Raw genomic sequence first — 15133 nt, 5'->3', positions numbered from 1 at the left:
CATGACGCTCGAGTCCGAGGTCGCCCTTCCCGAGTCGACCGAGATGCCGACCATCATCCGCGTCCAGAACGCCTCCAAGCGCTTCGTGATCCGCAAGGACAAGAGCGTCAAGGAGCGCATCGTCAACTTCGGCCGCGGCAAGCAGCACCGCGACGACTTCTGGGCGCTGCGCGACATCGACCTCGAGATCCCGCTCGGCTCCACGGTCGGCCTGATCGGCGCGAACGGCTCCGGCAAGAGCACGCTGCTCAAGCTCATCGGCGGCATCATCCAGCCCACCACCGGGACCGTCGAGCGCCGCGGGCGCCTCGCGGCGCTGCTCGAGCTCGGCGCGGGCTTCCACCCCGACCTCACCGGCCGCGAGAACGTCTTCCTCAACGGCGCGATCCTCGGGCTCTCCCGCCGCGAGCTCGAGGAGAAGTTCGACTCGATCGTCGAGTTCTCCGAGATCGTCGACTTCATCGACACGCAGGTGAAGTTCTACTCCTCCGGCATGTACGTGCGGCTCGCCTTCGCGATCGCCATCCACACCGACCCCGACCTCCTGCTGGTCGACGAGGTCCTCGCGGTCGGCGACGAGCCGTTCCAGCGCAAGTGCATGGACCGCATCCGCGCGTTCCAGCGCGCGGGCAAGACCATCGTGCTGGTCACCCACTCGCTCGAGCAGGTCGGCGAGCTCTGCGACCGCACCGTCGTCCTGCAGCACGGCAACGTCATCTACGACGGTGAGACCGCCCGCGGCCTCGAGGTCCTGCGCAACGGCTTCGAGAACTCCCGCCAGGAGCGCGTCGAGCGCGAGACCGCCGAGGCGATCGTCGAGGCGGAGGAGGCCGGCGAGGAGCCCGAGCCGCTGCCCGCCGCCGAGATCGTCAGCGTCGAGCTCGAGGGCGGCACGGTCGAGGAGGGCAACCGCACCCTGCGCCCCGGCGACGACCTGACGGTGTCGGTGACCCTGCGCCCGCTCAGCGGCGCCCCGGTCGAGAACTGGTTCGTCGGCATGGGCGTGGACACCCCGCTCGGCCAGGTGGTCTTCGGCACCAACACCATGCGCCTCGGCTTCGAGCACCCGCCGCTCACGGAGCAGACGACCATCACGTTCTCCCTCCCGGACATCCGCTTCGGCGGCGGCACCTACGCCGTGCACGCGTCGGCCTCCACGCTCGGCAACGGCGAGTTCGTCCGCGTGCCGGTCGGCGCGCGCTTCACCGTCGAGCGCAGCGACAAGCGCGTCGGCCTCGTGAGCGTGGCCGCCTCGGCCACCGTCGACGGCGTCACCCGGGCGTGACCGCACGCCCGGCGCGGCTGCTCGTCGACGCGAGCCCCCTCGCGGCCGAGCGGCTCACCGGGGTCGGGCACGTGCTGCTGGAGACGCTGCGCGCCCTCGGCGAGGAGCGCTTCCGCCGCGAGGTCGAGGTGGTCCTCTTCGCCCCCGCGTCCGAGACCGCCGCGATCACCCGGCACGGGCTCGGCTTCCGCGTGCGCGGCATCCCGCTCCCCCGGCGCCTGGTCGGCCTGCTGACCCGGACGCCGGTGCCGATCGACCCGCTGGTCGGCCGCGGGGTCTACTTCTTCCCCAACTACCGCAACTGGGCGCTCAGCCGCCGCTCGCGGGCGATCACCTTCGTGCACGACGCCTGCTTCGCCGTCGCGCCCGAGCTCGTCCCGGCGGCCCGCCGCGCCCTCCTGCAGGCCCGGATGCCCGGCTGGCTGGCCCGCTCCGACCTGGTCGCCACCGGCACCGCGTCCGCGGCCGGCGAGATCGAGCGGCACCTCGGCGTCGCGGGCGAGCGGCTGCGGATCCTGCCGACGACGGTCGACGCGGCCGACTTCCGTCCCCGACAGGCCGACGAGGTCGCCGCCGTCACCGCGCGCGTCGGCGTCGAGCGCTACCTGCTCTACGTGGGCGCCGTCGAGCCGCGGAAGAACGTCGCGGCGCTCGTCCGCGCCTTCGCGGCCGCCGACCGCCCGGCCGGCTGCACCCTGCTGATCGTCGGCGCGACGGCCTGGGACGACGAGGACGTCCGCGAGGCCGTCGCCCGGGCCGCCGCGGCGGGCGCCGACGTCCGGCTCTCGCCGGTCTTCGTCGAGGACGCGGAGATGCCCGCCCTGATGACCGGTGCCGACGCGCTCGCGCTCGTCTCGCTGCACGAGGGCTTCGGCCTGCCCGCCCTGGAGGCGGTCGCCACCGGCACGCCCGTCATCGTCTCCGACATCCCGGGGATCCACGACGCGCTCCGCGGGCACGAGGCGGCGGCGACGTTCGTCCCGGTCGGCGACGAGGACGCGCTGCGGAGCGCGATCGAGACCGCTCTCGCACGCCCCCGGCGGGTCGAGCCCGGCCGGATCGCCCCGTGGAGCGAGGCCGCCGAGGCGCTCGTGCGGGCCGCGCGGGAGCTCGCGGGCCGCTGAGCCCGCGGACGGCGAGCGCCCGCGAGCCCGCGCTCAGAGCGTCGAGACGCCCGCCGGTGCGACGGCCGTGACGTAGGTCCAGACCTCGTCGGCGTACTCGGTCCAGGTGCGGTTGACTCGGGCGCGCGCCTCGGCGGTGAGCCGGGCGTGCACCTCGTCGTCGGTCAGCAGCGTCACGAGCGCGTCGCGGATCGAGTGGTCGTCGCGCGGATCGACGAGCAGCGCGCCGCCCTGCTCCGCGATGTCCCTCATGCTGCCGAAGGCCGAGGTGATCACCGGCGTGCCGACCGCGAGCGACTCGGCCACGGGCAGCCCGAAGCCCTCGTTCAGCGAGGGGAAGATCGTGCAGGTCGCGCTGCGGTAGGCACTCCAGAGCAGCTCGTCGGTGATCGCCGAGAAGGAGTCGACGTGACGGCCCTCGTCCTGGAGCGCGTGCATCCGCCCCTGGAACTCCTCGCTGCTCCAGGCGTTGCCGCCGATGAAGGCCAGCGTGAACTCGACGCCGGAGCGCCAGGCCAGCTCGGCCGCGTGCAGTACCGCGAGGTGGTTCTTGCGCGGCTCGTGGCTGCCGATGCAGACCACCAGCGGCTCGTCGCCCACGGCCCCGAGGGTCAGCCGGGTCGCGGCCTCGTCGAAGTCGTCGTCGCCGCCGGCCGAGGCGGGCAGCGGGATCGCGTCGATCTCCGGCCCCTTCTCGCCCTCGAGCATGCCGCGCCAGCCGCGGTACTCGGTCTCGGAGGCACGGGAGACCGTGGTCACCCGGTCCATGTGCGAGACGGCGACGAGCGTCCGCGGGAACTGGCCGCTGATCCCGCCGTGCGCGGTCTCCGCGGTCGTCAGCGGCACGCAGTCGTGGCCGATCATCGTCGTCGCGTTGCCGCTGAACTCGGTGAAGGCGGCGAGGCGTCCGCTGCGCTCGTCCTCGATCGCGAGCTCGGGGAGCACGTAGAGCGACTCCCACGGGACGACCACGGGCGCGTGCGCGTCGAGCTTGGCGTCCGGCGCGGAGCCGTAGAGCGCGTTCGTCCGCAGCTCGTTGCCGACCTCGCGGAAGCCCGTCATCGCGTCGTCCCAGACGATGAGACCGATGTCGTGCCGGCTGTTCCACTCGACGATCGTGGTGCGGACGACCCGCTGGATCCCGGTCGCGAGGCCCGTGCGCGCGGTGTGGTGCACGTCGACCAGGACGGCGTGCCGGGCGATCACGACGGTGCTCGGCGCGCGGACGGCGTCGAGCACGCGGGAGGCCGGGGTCGGCCGGAGCAGCCCGGTCAGCAGCGCGGCGACGCCGTCGAGACGGGCGCTGCGGCGCGACTCGACGACCTGCTCGCGCACGGGCAGCTCGGCGTTCACCACCGCGAGCATGAGCCAGGTCTGCTCGAAGCTCGGCTCGCCGACCGCGTCGGCGACCTGCTGGACGAGCGCCGGCACCTCGCGCGAGGGCGCGGTGGTGGGCTCGAGGGTCTCGAGCAGCAGCGTCAGGCGCTCGAGGGCGGTGGACTCACGCATCGTTCTCCTCCTGCTCGCTCGAGGCGGAGGGCACGAGGGCCGCCCACAGCTCGGCGGAGTAGTCGTTCCAGGTCCGCTTCGGGCGCGCGTGCGCCTCGGCGGTGAGCTCGGCGACCCGCTCGTCGGAGTCGAGCAGCTCGCGCATCGCGGCGGTGAGCTGGTCGTCGTCGTACGGGTCGACCGTGATGCAGCCGCCGTCGGCCGCGATCTCGGCGAGCGAGCCGCGGTCCGAGGTGATCGCGGGGATGCCGAGCGCGAGCGCCTCGGCGACCGGGAGTCCGTAGCCCTCGTGGGTGGAGGGGAAGACGAAGAAGCGCGCGTTGCGATAGGACGAGAGCAGCACGTCGTCGCCGGCCCCGCGGACGACCTCCACGGTGCGACCGCGGCGCTGGGCCTCGCGGATCCGGACGTCGAAGACCTGCGTGGCCCACGGGTTGCCGCCGCCGATGAAGCGCAGGCGGAACCGCTTGCCCTCGCGCCAGAGCACCTCTGCGGCGAACAGGATCGCGAGGTGGTTCTTCCGCGGCTCGTGGCTGCCGACCGAGAGCACGAGCGGGAGGTCGTCCTCCTCCTCGAGGTGCTCGCCGTCCAGCGGCGGCGCCTCGACCGGGAGGGAGACCGTGGAGAGCTCGGGGCCCTCGAGGCCCTGCGCGGGGAGCGCGGCGTTGAAGCCCGCGAACTCCTGGGTCGCGGCCTCGCTGATGCCGGCCACCCGGCTGGAGTGCTTGACGACGGTGAGGTAGTTGACGAAGCGCAGGCTCTCCTGCGGCGGAACGGTGTCGGCGCTCACGACCGGGATCGCGTCGTAGCCGATCAGGCTCACCGTGTTGCCGGAGAACTCCGCGAGCGCGGCGAGCGGGGCGCAGATCCCGATGACCGGGACCTCGGGCAGGACGAGGGTGGAGCGGAACGGCACGATGAAGTCGACGCTCTCCGGGCGACCCGGATCCCACTCCCGGGCACTGCTCGTCTCGAAGTCGATGACGCGCTCGAGCTCGCCCTCGCCGAGGCGGCGCAGGGCCATCGAGCCGTGCTCCCAGGCGGCGAGGATCGGGTCGTGGTCGCGGTGCCAGCGCTTCATCGTCTGGCGGACGACGCGCTGGATGCCGGTGGCGTGCGAGTTCCGCGCGCAGAAGTCGACGTCCACGACGACGGCGCCGGTGACGACGGAGAGCGTGGTCGAGAGGTCGTGGTAGCCGGTCGAGGCGCGCGTGCCGGCGACGAGGAAGACCCGCATCGCCTCGTGCGGCTTCGCGAGCTGCAGCGAGCGCTTGAACCAGCTGAAGAGGTGCGGCACCGGGTAGACGCCGAGGAACGCGGTGAGCGACAGCCAGGTCAGGTCGTCGGCGTCGCGCCGCTGGACGGTGCGCGCGATCTCGTCGAGGAACGGGCCGGGACCGCGGAGCGCGAGGTCGGCGGCCTGCTCGGGGTCGTCGAGGACGAAGGGGGCGATCTGCTCGAGTCGCTGCACCACGAAGGCGCGGCGGGCGTCACGGCCCGCGAGGTCGGCGGCGTTCACCGGCTGCGACCGCCGAAGCGGCGCTGCGCGTAGCGGATCGAGTGCTGCACCGCACCCGGCAGGCCGAGCTGGCCGACCCGGATCTGGAAGGTGCGCGCCGCGCGGAGCGGGCGGGTGACCCGCCACGAGAGCGTGCTCTCGAAGTCGGCGACGTAGTGGGCGCCACCGCCGAAGTGCATGTTCGCGGCCCACTCGTCGAGCGGGTCGTTCAGCAGCTCGTCGAGGCGGGCGCGGAGCTCCTCGACGGTCTCCGGCGTCCGCGACTCGGACGCAGGAGCGTCCGGAGTCGTGGCGGTCGGGGCCGCGGTCATCGGAACCGAGGCGTCCGGAGCCGTGGCGTCCGGGCCGTCTCCGGCGGGCGTGAGGGCAGTCGTCTCTTCAGGCACCCCGCCATTGTAGGCGGGCACGTCAGCGGAGCTTGATCGACGCGGTGTCGTTCGCCGCCGCGGCGTCGTCCTCGAACAGCGCCGCCGCCGCCATCTGCGCCTCGCGCTTCTCGACGACGCCGCCGGAGCGGTGGTGGCCGAAGACCCAGAAGCGGTAGAGCACGAACCGGAAGGCGGTCGCGAGCAGGAGGCCGATCACGTTCGCGGAGATGTTGTCGGCGACGAGGTTGTCGAAGCCGAGCACGTAGTGCGAGATGTAGAGCGGCAGCAGGTTCACCAGCATGCCGGCGACCGCGACGACACTGAACTCGGCGAGCTCGAGCAGGTAGTTGGCGCGGCGGTGCTCGCGGAAGGTCCAGTAGCGGTTGCCGAACCAGGTCACGACCGTCGCGGCGGCCACCGCGACGACCTTCGCACCGATGGGCCCGGAGAGGAGGTGCTCGCCGCCGATCCCGCCGACGCGCAGCAGATTGAAGACGGTGACGTCGACGACGAGGCCGAGGATCCCGACGACGCCGAACTTCAGCACGTACGAGATCAGGCCGCTGTACAGCGCCTTCGCGAGCGCGACGGGACCCCTCCTGGCCATCGGCTCAGATCCCCGCGGTCTGCGGCGGACGGGTGCGCGAGCCCTCGCGGACGCGGATCTTGAGGAGGATCCAGAGCGCCTCGAAGCCGTCCTTGACGGTGATCTTCTTGCCCTCCTCGCGGGTGCGGGCCTTGTAGCTGATGCCGACCTCGTAGGGGCGGTAGCCGCGGGCGAGCAGCTTCGCGGTGACCTCCGCCTCCATGCCGAAGCCCTTCTCCTTGATCTCCAGCGAGCGGTACAGGCTCAGCGGCATCAGCTTGAAGCAGGTCTCGACGTCGGAGACGTAGGCGTTGAAGAGCACGTTCGTGATCAGGTTCACGCCCTTGTTGCCGATGACGTACCAGTAGGAGAACGAGGTGTGGCTGCCGAAGGTGCGGCTGCCGTAGACCAGCTGCGCCTCGCCGTCGAGGACGGGCTGCAGGAGCGAGGGGATCTCGCTGGGCCGGTACTCCTCGTCGGCGTCGCAGATGATGACGTAGTCGCCGGTCGCCTCCTGCACGGCCCGGCTGATCGCCGCGCCCTTGCCCTGGTTCATCGGCTGGTGGAAGACGCGGATGCGGGGATCGTCGAGCGCGTCGAGGATCTGCTTCGTGCGGTCGCGGCTGCCGTCGTTCACGATGACGAACTCGATCTCGACGCCGTCCTGGAACTGGATCGCGAGGACGCGGTCGACGGCCTTCTGGAGGGTCGCCTGCTCGTTGTAGACGGGCATGAGGATGGAAAGCTTCACGTCGGGATTCTCTCTCGTACGGCGCCGGGCGGGCTGCGGCGCGCGGTGGGGTCAGGGCGCGAGGGGTTCGGGGCGCGAGGGGTTCGGGGCGCGGTGGAGGGCGGGGCGCGGCGGCCTACGGCGCGGCGACGACGGTGGCCCGGAACCAGGCGATGGTCCGCGCCAGTCCGTCCTCGAGCGGGATCGTCGGCTGCCAGCCGAGGATCTCGCGCGCCTTGGTGATGTCGGGCTTCCGGCGCTCCGGGTCGTCGATCGGGCGGGGCTCGTAGTGGATCTCCGAGTCGCTGCCGACGAGCGCGACGATGCGGCGGGCGACCTCGCCCAGCTCCAGCTCGTCGACGCTGCCCAGGTTGATCGGACCCGCGTCCTTCGAGTCGGCCATCCGCAGGATCCCGTCGACGAGATCGTCGACGAAGAGCAGCGAGCGGGTCTGGGTGCCGTCGCCGTGCATCGGGATCGAGGTGCCGGCCAGCGCCGCCTTCACGAACGCCGGGACGGCGCGGCCGTCGTCGATGTCCATGTTCGGGCCGTAGGTGTTGAAGATGCGCACCACGCCGGTGTCGACGTCGAAGTAGCGGCGGTAGGCGAAGGTGATCGCCTCGGCGTAGCGCTTGGCCTCGTCGTAGACGCTGCGGGGCCCGTTCGGGTTGACGTTGCCCCAGTACTCCTCGTGCTGCGGGTGCACGTGCGGGTCGCCGTAGACCTCGGAGGTGGAGGAGACGACGAAGCGGGCGCCGTCGCGCTTGGCGACCTCGAGCAGCGCCTCGGTCACCGTCGAGCCGGCGTGCAGCGTCTCGATCGGGTGCGCCAGATATCGCGGCGGCGACGCCGGCGAGGCGAAGTGCAGCACGACGTCGAACGGACCGGGCACCGCGAGCGCGTTCGCCGCGTCGTCCTGGACGAAGCTGAAGCACGGGTGGGCCAGCAGCGGACCGATGTTGCGGGTGGAGCCGGTGATCAGGTCGTCGATCACCACGACCTCGTCCCCCCGGCGGAGGATCTCAGCGGCGAGGTTCGAGCCGAGGAAGCCCGCCCCGCCGGCCAGGAGGAAGCGACGCGATGCGGTCACGGCTGCCTTTCGTTGGAGGGGAGGAGGGGTCGCCCGTCGGACGGGCAATCGGAGAGGTTAGCACGGGGCACCTCCAGTGCCCGGAGGCGGGCGCCCGTCGACGGTGCCTGTCACCCGCATGCACTAGATTCTCTGCGGCTGCGATCCGTCGGCCCGGGTGCCCAGGGAGCTGACGATGACGACCGAGGACGCGCCGGCTCCCGGTCGCGGCACCCGCACGCTGCGCCGGCTCGGCGCCCACTCCGCGGGTCTCGTGTTCTGGATCCTCGCGGCCGTCGGCCTGGCTCTGCGGGTCCTCTTCATCGTCAGTCCCGCGCACACCTTCGACGCCGATCACGCGGTCGTCTACCTGATGGCCAAGCACGTCGCGGACGGCGAGCTCCCCGCCTTCTTCTGGGGCCAGTCCTACGGCGGCACGCTGCTGCAGACCACGGCCGGGCTGGCGATGCTCGCCTTCGGCGCGCACATCGAGGTGCTCGCGATCGTCTCCTCGCTGTGGTTCCTCGGGGCGGCCGTCCTCCTGCGCGTGATCGCCCGGCGTCTCGCCGGTCCGGTGGCGGGCGCCACGGCCGGCCTGCTGTTCTGGTTCCCCGGCGTCGTCCTGCTCCAGGTGTCGACCAGGGACCCGGGCTTCTACGGGCCGAGCATCGTGGTCGCGCTCGGCGTGATCGCGGTCGCCACCGCGTCGCTGCGGCGACCGCTGCTCTCCTGGATCGCCGCGGGCGCGCTCAGCGGTCTCGCGCTCTGGACCTCGCCGATGAGCGTCGCGCTGGCGGCCCCGGCCGTCCTCGCGCTGGTGATCCGCGACATCCGGCGCCCGCTGCACTGGCTGCTGGGCATCGGCACGGCGGTCGTCGCCGGCTCGCCGTGGCTCCTGGAGGCGCTGCGCAGCTCGAGCGCGACCGCGCCGCTCGGCGCCGGCACCAGCGACTGGGAGCCGACGATCGACAGCGTCACCGCGCTCTTCCACGACATGCTCCCCGTCGCGTTCACCGTCGCCCCGGGCGAGCCGGCCGACTCGATCGTCGGCTGGACCGCGGTCGTCCTGCTGGCCGGGCTGGTCCTCGTCGGCGCGGTCCGGCGGCGTCTCGCCCCGGTGCTGGTCGGCACCGGCACGCTGCTGCTCTGCGCCGTGCTGATCCTCGGCGCCGGGCTCGACCTCGACTACGACTCGGTGCGCTACAGCGTCTTCCTGATGCCCGCGTTCGCCCTGGCGGGCGCGTGGCTTCTCGCGCGCTGGCGACCGGTCGCCCTGGTCGCGGTGCTCGTCGCGGCGGCGCTGACCGTCTCGGGAGTGTGGGACCGCTCGGAGGGGTTCCGGAGCGACACCTCGAACCGCTTCGACGGCGGCTACCGCGCGGTGGTCGAGCTGCTCGAGCGCCGCGGCGCCGAGCACGTCTGGGGCGACTACTGGCTCAGCTACGCGATGACCGCGTCCACGAACGAGGAGGTCACGGTCGCCGCCCTCGTCACCCGCCGCTACCCCGGCTACGACGCCCTGGCGCAGGCCGACGGCCCGCCCGTGATCGTCGTCACGACCGGCGACTACAACGACCAGGAGCTGCGGACCTCCACCCTGCTGCCCCCGCACGAGCGCATCGTCCGCGGCGGCTACACCGTCTACTTCTACGACGAGCCGTTCGCCGTCACCTCCCAGCCCTGGAGCCTGTACTGACTCGACCGGCGACGGTCGATCGCGATGCGCCCGCTCCGCGGGCTGCTCGATCAGCATGGAGTGCAGCCCGCTCCCCGAAAGCAGCGAAGCCCCGCAGGGCCCCCTTCATACCGGGCGAGCAGCCCCGCAGGGCCCCCTTCATGCTGGTCGAGCAGCCGCGCAGCGGCGTATCGAGACCCGCCCCGTCAGCCCTCGACGGGGAAGACCAGCCAGCGTCCGGACGAGGACTGCGCGATCGGGGTGAGCGAGCCGCTCGCCGCGAGCACGTCGCCGTACCAGGCGCCCTCGCGGCCGACGTAGGCCGCCGTGTCGACGTACACGGCGCACGCGCCGCTCGCCTCGACCGCGGCGGCGAAGTCCTCGGGCGTGCTCGCCCCGCCGAAGACGTCGAACCCGGTGGTGCCGCGGACCGCGCCGTAGCTCCACTCCAGGTTCGCGCCCTCCGTGTAGAGGTAGGGCAGCGCCTCGTCGTAGTCGGCCATCCGGCCGACCGACCCGCTGTCGGGGAAGCTCTTGATCGGCAGCTGCACGACGCCGCAGCCGTCCGGCAGCGCCGCATCGGCCTTCGCGACGAAGTCGGTCATCTCGGCGTCCTCGGTCGGCGCGATCGGCACCATCCGGGCGACCCCGGCGAGCTGGTCGAGCACGCCGACGACCACGACGAGCGCGACCACCGCGATCCGGATCCAGCGCCGGCCGATCCGCGCGAGTCCGATCGCCACGACGCCGAGCGCCAGCAGCGCCAGCACGATCGAGAGCCGCGACCAGGCCCGGATGGTCGACCCCGCGATCAGCGCGACCGCCATCCCGAAGCCGGTCACCACGTAGAACAGCAGCGTCCAGAGCGCCGCCACGGCGAGCACCCGCACGTGCTCGTCCGAGACGAAGCGGCCGAAGGCGGTGACCCGGAGCGCTCGCCCGCCGACCAGCCCGAGCAGCGGCAGGCTGACCAGCATCAGGCACAGCCCCGCGATCGCGATCAGCGGCAGCCCGGGCGGCTCGGTGTTGACCGCGACCGCCGTGGTCACCTGGTAGATGTTCGTCAGCGCGCCGATCTTGGGCACCTCGGTGCCCTGCCACGGCAGGAAGAGCGAGAGGATCTTGCCGGCGAAGTCCTCCGACTCCCCCACCCCGCGGCTCTCGAAGTACGGCGCGTAGCGCTCCCCCCAGTCGCCGCCCAGCAGCACCAGCTCGACCGCCACCAGGACGCCGAGCACGCCCAGCGGCAGGACGCGCGCCAGCACCGCGCGCAGCGGCACCCGGGTCGCGAGCCCGGCCAGTGCGCCGAGCAGCCAGACGCCGCCGAGCACCAGCACGCTGAAGACGTAGTAGTAGCCGCCCGTCGTCGCGATGAGCAGCGGCAGCACCACCACCGGGACGGCGCCGCGCAGCAGCCGCGCTCGGCGCGTCGCCCCGCGCAGCCGCCAGGCCCGGAACGGATCGGTGCGCTCCCCCGCCACCACCAGGATCAGGACGCCCAGCAGCGGGATCGCCCAGTAGTTGGCGAGGAAGGCGTGCCCCGCCCCGATCCGCTGGAAGTGGTACGGCGCGAGGCTGAAGACGACGGCGACGAGCGCGCTCGACCAGGCCGGCACACGGAGGCAGCGGAAGAAGGCGTAGCCGGTCAGCGCGACGAAGGCGAAGGTGAGCAGGTAGAAGACGTTCAGCAGCAGGAAGCCGTCGTGGATCACCAGCGCGAGGGCCGAGGCGGTCAGCGCGGACGCGACGTCGAACTGCGCCGTGTAGAACGAGTTGTAGCCCGAGGGGAAGGCGAGCGCGCCGTTCTCGGCGAATGGGAAGGCCTGGGTGGCGCTGCGGAACAGCAGGTAGTGCAGGATCTGGTCGTCGCCGCCCGCCCGCCAGCGCTCGGCGAGCGAGCCCGGGGTCGCGCCGAGGGCGATCATCGCCGCCAGCACGCTCACCAGCGCGGCGGCGGCGGCCCAGCCGAGCTCGCGCCCGATCCGCCGCAGGCGGGGGCGGGGGGCGGCCCACGTCTCAGAAGCCACGCTCGGCGCTCGCCTTCTCGATGCTGGCGCCGACGATCGCGTTCAGCGCGGTCTCCCCGGGGGTGCCCGCGTAGTCGTAGACGTCGAACGTCGGGCAGGCGGTGATGGCAGAGGGCTCGCCCAGGTGGCCGAGCGCGAGCTCCGCCCAGTCCGGCTCCCGGTCGGCGAGGACGTAGCTGAAGTCCTTGCCGCGGTAGGACGCGGCGTTGTTCATCCAGAGCTGCGCCGTGAAGTCGAAGTTCACCTGCTGCACGTCGACCGACGCGTCCCCGTAGAGCTCCAGCGGACGCGTGCTCCAGAACGAGCCGACGCCCGAGAGCTCGCGGCCGTCGAGCCACTGCTCGAGGCAGGCGCGCTCCGGCGTGCTGCCGGCCTGCTCCGCCGCCGCCCGGACCGCGGGCCCGGCGACGACGCCCGCTGCGACGACCACGAGCGCCACGGCACCGGCGAGCGCCGCGCGCACGCCGGTGGAGAAGCTGCGCGGCCGGAGCAGCGGGACGCGCGCGGCGAGACGGCGCGGGATCCAGTCCTGGGAGGCGGGCAGCAGCATCAGCGCGGGGAAGACCGCGAGCGGCAGCAGATAGCGGCTGACCAGGCTGCCGGTGACGATCTGCCCGAGGACGAGGGAGGCGGAGGCGACGAGCACGAAGGTCGCCAGGACCACGCTCGAGTCCGCGACCGCCCACGGCGTCTCGGGCCGCACCTGGGTCGCGACGGCGAGGACCAGGGTGACCAGCGCGGCCAGCAGCAGCACGCCGACGATCAGGATCTCGAGCTTCCCGGTGGGAGCCGACCCCACGTCGCGCAGCTGCAGGAGGAACCCGTCGACCGCGGCACCCGCGCGCTCGAGGTGCACGTAGGTCCCGGCGTCGACGGCGACGAACCGGGCGACCGCGTCCCGGGCCGCGTAGCCGATCCCCGCGCCCGCGACCAGCGCGGCGGAGATCAGCAGCGCGCGCCGCCACGACATCCGCCGGAGCACGAGCACCGCCAGCAGCGAGACGACGGCCGGCGCGGTGAACTGGAGGGCGAAGAGCGGATTGGAGAGCGTCGTCGCCGCGGACACCAGGACCGCCCCGACGAGCGCCCACGCCGTGCGGACCCGCGACGGCGGCCGCGCGGGATCGAAGCCGCCGCTCGCCTCGGCCATCAGGGCGAGGGCGAGCACGGCGGCCAGCGCCACCCCGGAGTAGTAGGTGGTCAGCAGGATCCCGCTCGCGAAGGCGCCCGAGTTGATCAGCCCCCGGCCCTCGGTGGCGGCGAGCACGACGACGGTCCCGGTCGCCAGCGCGGCGGCGCTCACCCGCCACGGCCGGGTGCGCCCGGCCAGCACCCGCGCGGCCAGCCAGCGCACGCAGCCGTAGAGCGCGGCGGCGTTGACGAAGGCGTTCACCACGAGCGCGCCGACGACCGATCCGCCGGAGAGCGCGAGGCTCACCAGGTAGAGCGGGAGCTCCGGGAACAGCAGGAGCTGACTCGTCATCACCCACTGGAACGGCTCGCCCTCGGCGACCGAGCGCACCAGGAGCGGGAGCGCCAGCGAGTCGCCGTCCGACAGCAGGTACTCCCACCACGGAGTCGACGACAGGCGGCCGAGCACGAGCAGCGTCGCCGCGAGGACGAGGAGCAGGCCGGCCGCCTCGAGGACGACGGCCCAGCGACGGGAGGGAGCGGTGGCGACCGCCGTCATCGCGACCCGTCGCGTCCGAGGCGGATGCGCAGGACGAGCAGGAGGCTGCGGAGCAGGGTGTTGCCGGGGATCTTCGAGGTCCCCTCCGTGCGATCGAGGAAGACGATGGGGATCTCGCGCACCCGCCGCGCGGCGGTGAGCGCGCGGTGCTTGAGCGCGATCTGGAAGCCGTAGCCGGTGGCGTCGACGGTCTCGAAGTGGATCCGCTCGAGCAGCTCGCGGCTGAAGAGGTTGAAGCCGCCGGTCCAGTCGGTGAGGCGGGAGCCCAGGATCGCGCGGGCGTAGATGTTGCCGCCGCGGCTGAGGATCTTGCGGTCGAGCGTCCAGTCCGGGGTGCCGCCGCCGGGGATGTAGCGGGACGCGACGACGAGGTCGGCGCCCGCGCGCACCTCGCGGAGGAAGTCGGCGAGGTACTTCGGGTCGTGCGAGAGGTCGGCGTCCATCTGCAGGATGCAGTCCGGGGCGTCGTCGGCCTCGAGGATCCGCTCGAACGCCCAGAGGTAGGCCGCGCCGAGCCCCTCCTTGGTCGCGCGCTCGAGCACCTGCACCGAGTACGACGGGGTCTCGAGCTCGGCCGCCAGGGCACGCGCCTTCTCCGCCGTCCCGTCCGGCGAGGAGTCGTCGACGACGACCGAGCGGACGACGACGTCGGTCTCGCGGGCCACAGCGGCGGCGACCCGGCGCAGCAGCTCGGCGATGTTGTCCGCTTCGTTGTACGTGGGGGTGACGATGGTGAGCGAGAGCATCTGGTTCCGATTCGGGCGGGGACGTGGACGGTCCGCCGGGGCGGAGGCGGTGGAACAGTATCAGCGTGCACCATGCCGTCCTGTGTGAGAGGAAGCAGGACGTCGCGTCGCGGTTCTCAGGTTCAGTTCCCCCTACGGAGGGTTCCAGTACAGATCGGCCGCGTACTCTCGCCCTCATCGCTCCCGCCCGGGTCGCGAGGACCCCGAGGAGCACCGTGTCGCGTCAGTCGAGTCCGTCTGCGGGGAGAGCGGCGCGCCTGCTGGAATCGCAGAAGGTGCGATTCCTCGTCGCCGGCTCGCTCAACACCGCCCTCGACTTCCTCATCCTCAACGCGCTCGCGCTGCTGGTCGGCCTGCCGACCCTGGTCGCGAACGTCGCCTCGGTGACCGTCGGCATCTCGATCTCGTACTTCCTCAACCACTTCTTCGTCTTCCGGCACCCCGACCGGCCGACCGTGCGCACCTTCGCCCAGTTCTTCCTGGTCACCGGCTTCAGCTCGCTCGTGCTCCAGTCGCTGATCATCTACGGCTTCGAGGTCTTCTTCGACACCCGGTTCGGCACCTCGCTCCTCTTCCTTCCCAGCGCGGGCGAGAAGGCCTTCCTCGCGATCAACGTCGCGAAGGCCGTCGCCGTGATGGTCGGCCTGGTCTGGAACTTCTGCCTCTACAAGTTCGTCGTGTTCCGCGCGCCGTCCGCGGCCGTCGCCCCCGAGCTGGGCGAGGTCGTCGACGAGGTGGAGTCCGCCGCGCGCTGAGCGCCGGAGGCCCGCTCGGGGCCCGTGCTAGCCTCGTCGAGTTCTTCCGA

At 72.5% G+C, this 15133-nt stretch carries 13 protein-coding genes; 4 read left to right on the top strand and 9 right to left on the bottom strand.

Features of this window, described 5'->3' with window-relative positions:
• Position 1 precedes the first annotated feature (1 nt).
• Together MT355_RS05750 and MT355_RS21540 are read left to right on the top strand one after the other, a co-directional pair.
• Positions 2–1285, top strand: coding sequence for an ABC transporter ATP-binding protein (locus MT355_RS05750; protein ID WP_243598852.1), 1284 nt, complete (start codon positions 2–4; stop codon positions 1283–1285).
• A complete protein-coding gene (locus tag MT355_RS21540) occupies positions 1282–2409 on the top strand; it encodes a glycosyltransferase family 1 protein (RefSeq protein ID WP_243598851.1) in 1128 nt (375 codons plus the stop codon). The genes MT355_RS05750 and MT355_RS21540 overlap by 4 nt, the downstream gene beginning before the upstream one ends.
• 33 nt (positions 2410–2442) lie before the next feature.
• Here MT355_RS21540 and MT355_RS05740 read toward each other — a convergent pair whose 3' ends face one another.
• The 6 genes from MT355_RS05740 to MT355_RS05715 all read right to left on the bottom strand — a co-directional run bounded on the left by MT355_RS05740 (position 2443) and on the right by MT355_RS05715 (position 8211).
• Positions 2443–3918, bottom strand: a complete 1476-nt coding sequence (locus MT355_RS05740) for a glycosyltransferase family 1 protein (RefSeq protein ID WP_243598850.1) — start codon at positions 3916–3918, stop codon at positions 2443–2445.
• Positions 3911–5437 (bottom strand): glycosyltransferase family 1 protein, encoded by a 1527-nt coding sequence (locus tag MT355_RS05735; RefSeq protein WP_243598849.1) that lies wholly within the window; start codon positions 5435–5437, stop codon positions 3911–3913. The genes MT355_RS05740 and MT355_RS05735 overlap by 8 nt, the downstream gene beginning before the upstream one ends.
• Entirely contained in the window at positions 5434–5823 is a 390-nt protein-coding gene (locus MT355_RS05730; RefSeq protein ID WP_243598848.1) for a hypothetical protein, read from the bottom strand. Before MT355_RS05730 ends, MT355_RS05735 begins: the two co-directional genes overlap by 4 nt.
• A 22-nt stretch (positions 5824–5845) precedes the next feature.
• On the bottom strand, positions 5846–6412 hold the full coding sequence (locus MT355_RS05725; RefSeq protein WP_123735229.1) for a GtrA family protein: 567 nt from the start codon (positions 6410–6412) through the stop codon (positions 5846–5848).
• Positions 6413–6416: 4 nt separating this feature from the next.
• The gene (locus tag MT355_RS05720; RefSeq protein ID WP_243598847.1) at positions 6417–7142 is read right to left on the bottom strand and encodes a glycosyltransferase family 2 protein; all 726 of its coding nucleotides are present in this window, start codon (positions 7140–7142) and stop codon (positions 6417–6419) included.
• Between the two features lie 115 nt (positions 7143–7257).
• Positions 7258–8211 carry an NAD-dependent epimerase/dehydratase family protein gene (locus MT355_RS05715; protein WP_243598846.1) on the bottom strand — a complete coding sequence of 318 codons (954 nt, stop codon included), beginning with the start codon at positions 8209–8211 and terminating at the stop codon, positions 7258–7260.
• Positions 8212–8386: 175 nt separating this feature from the next.
• On the opposite strand from MT355_RS05715, the gene MT355_RS05710 reads away from it, so the two are divergent.
• Positions 8387–9886, top strand: coding sequence for a glycosyltransferase family 39 protein (locus tag MT355_RS05710; protein WP_243598845.1), 1500 nt, complete (start codon positions 8387–8389; stop codon positions 9884–9886).
• Positions 9887–10071: 185 nt separating this feature from the next.
• On the opposite strand, the gene MT355_RS05705 is transcribed toward MT355_RS05710, so the two are convergent.
• The 3 genes from MT355_RS05705 to MT355_RS05695 are packed head-to-tail and all read right to left on the bottom strand — an operon-like array spanning position 10072 to position 14328.
• Positions 10072–11892: a hypothetical protein gene (locus tag MT355_RS05705; RefSeq protein ID WP_243598844.1), complete on the bottom strand. Its 1821-nt coding sequence runs from the start codon at positions 11890–11892 to the stop codon at positions 10072–10074.
• Positions 11882–13582 carry a hypothetical protein gene (locus tag MT355_RS05700; RefSeq protein WP_243598843.1) on the bottom strand — a complete coding sequence of 567 codons (1701 nt, stop codon included), beginning with the start codon at positions 13580–13582 and terminating at the stop codon, positions 11882–11884. Before MT355_RS05700 ends, MT355_RS05705 begins: the two co-directional genes overlap by 11 nt.
• The gene (locus MT355_RS05695; protein WP_123735223.1) at positions 13579–14328 is read right to left on the bottom strand and encodes a polyprenol monophosphomannose synthase; all 750 of its coding nucleotides are present in this window, start codon (positions 14326–14328) and stop codon (positions 13579–13581) included. The genes MT355_RS05700 and MT355_RS05695 overlap by 4 nt, the downstream gene beginning before the upstream one ends.
• A 275-nt stretch (positions 14329–14603) precedes the next feature.
• Here MT355_RS05695 and MT355_RS05690 point away from each other — a divergent pair, with 275 nt between their 5' ends.
• A complete protein-coding gene (locus MT355_RS05690) occupies positions 14604–15083 on the top strand; it encodes a GtrA family protein (RefSeq protein WP_243582402.1) in 480 nt (159 codons plus the stop codon).
• The last annotated feature ends 50 nt before the right edge of the window (positions 15084–15133 follow it).

Origin of the sequence: Rathayibacter sp. VKM Ac-2929 (assembly GCF_022815495.1) — a bacterium.
Classification (GTDB): domain Bacteria; phylum Actinomycetota; class Actinomycetes; order Actinomycetales; family Microbacteriaceae; genus Rathayibacter; species Rathayibacter festucae.
This window is presented reverse-complemented; position numbering and strand designations above follow the sequence as displayed.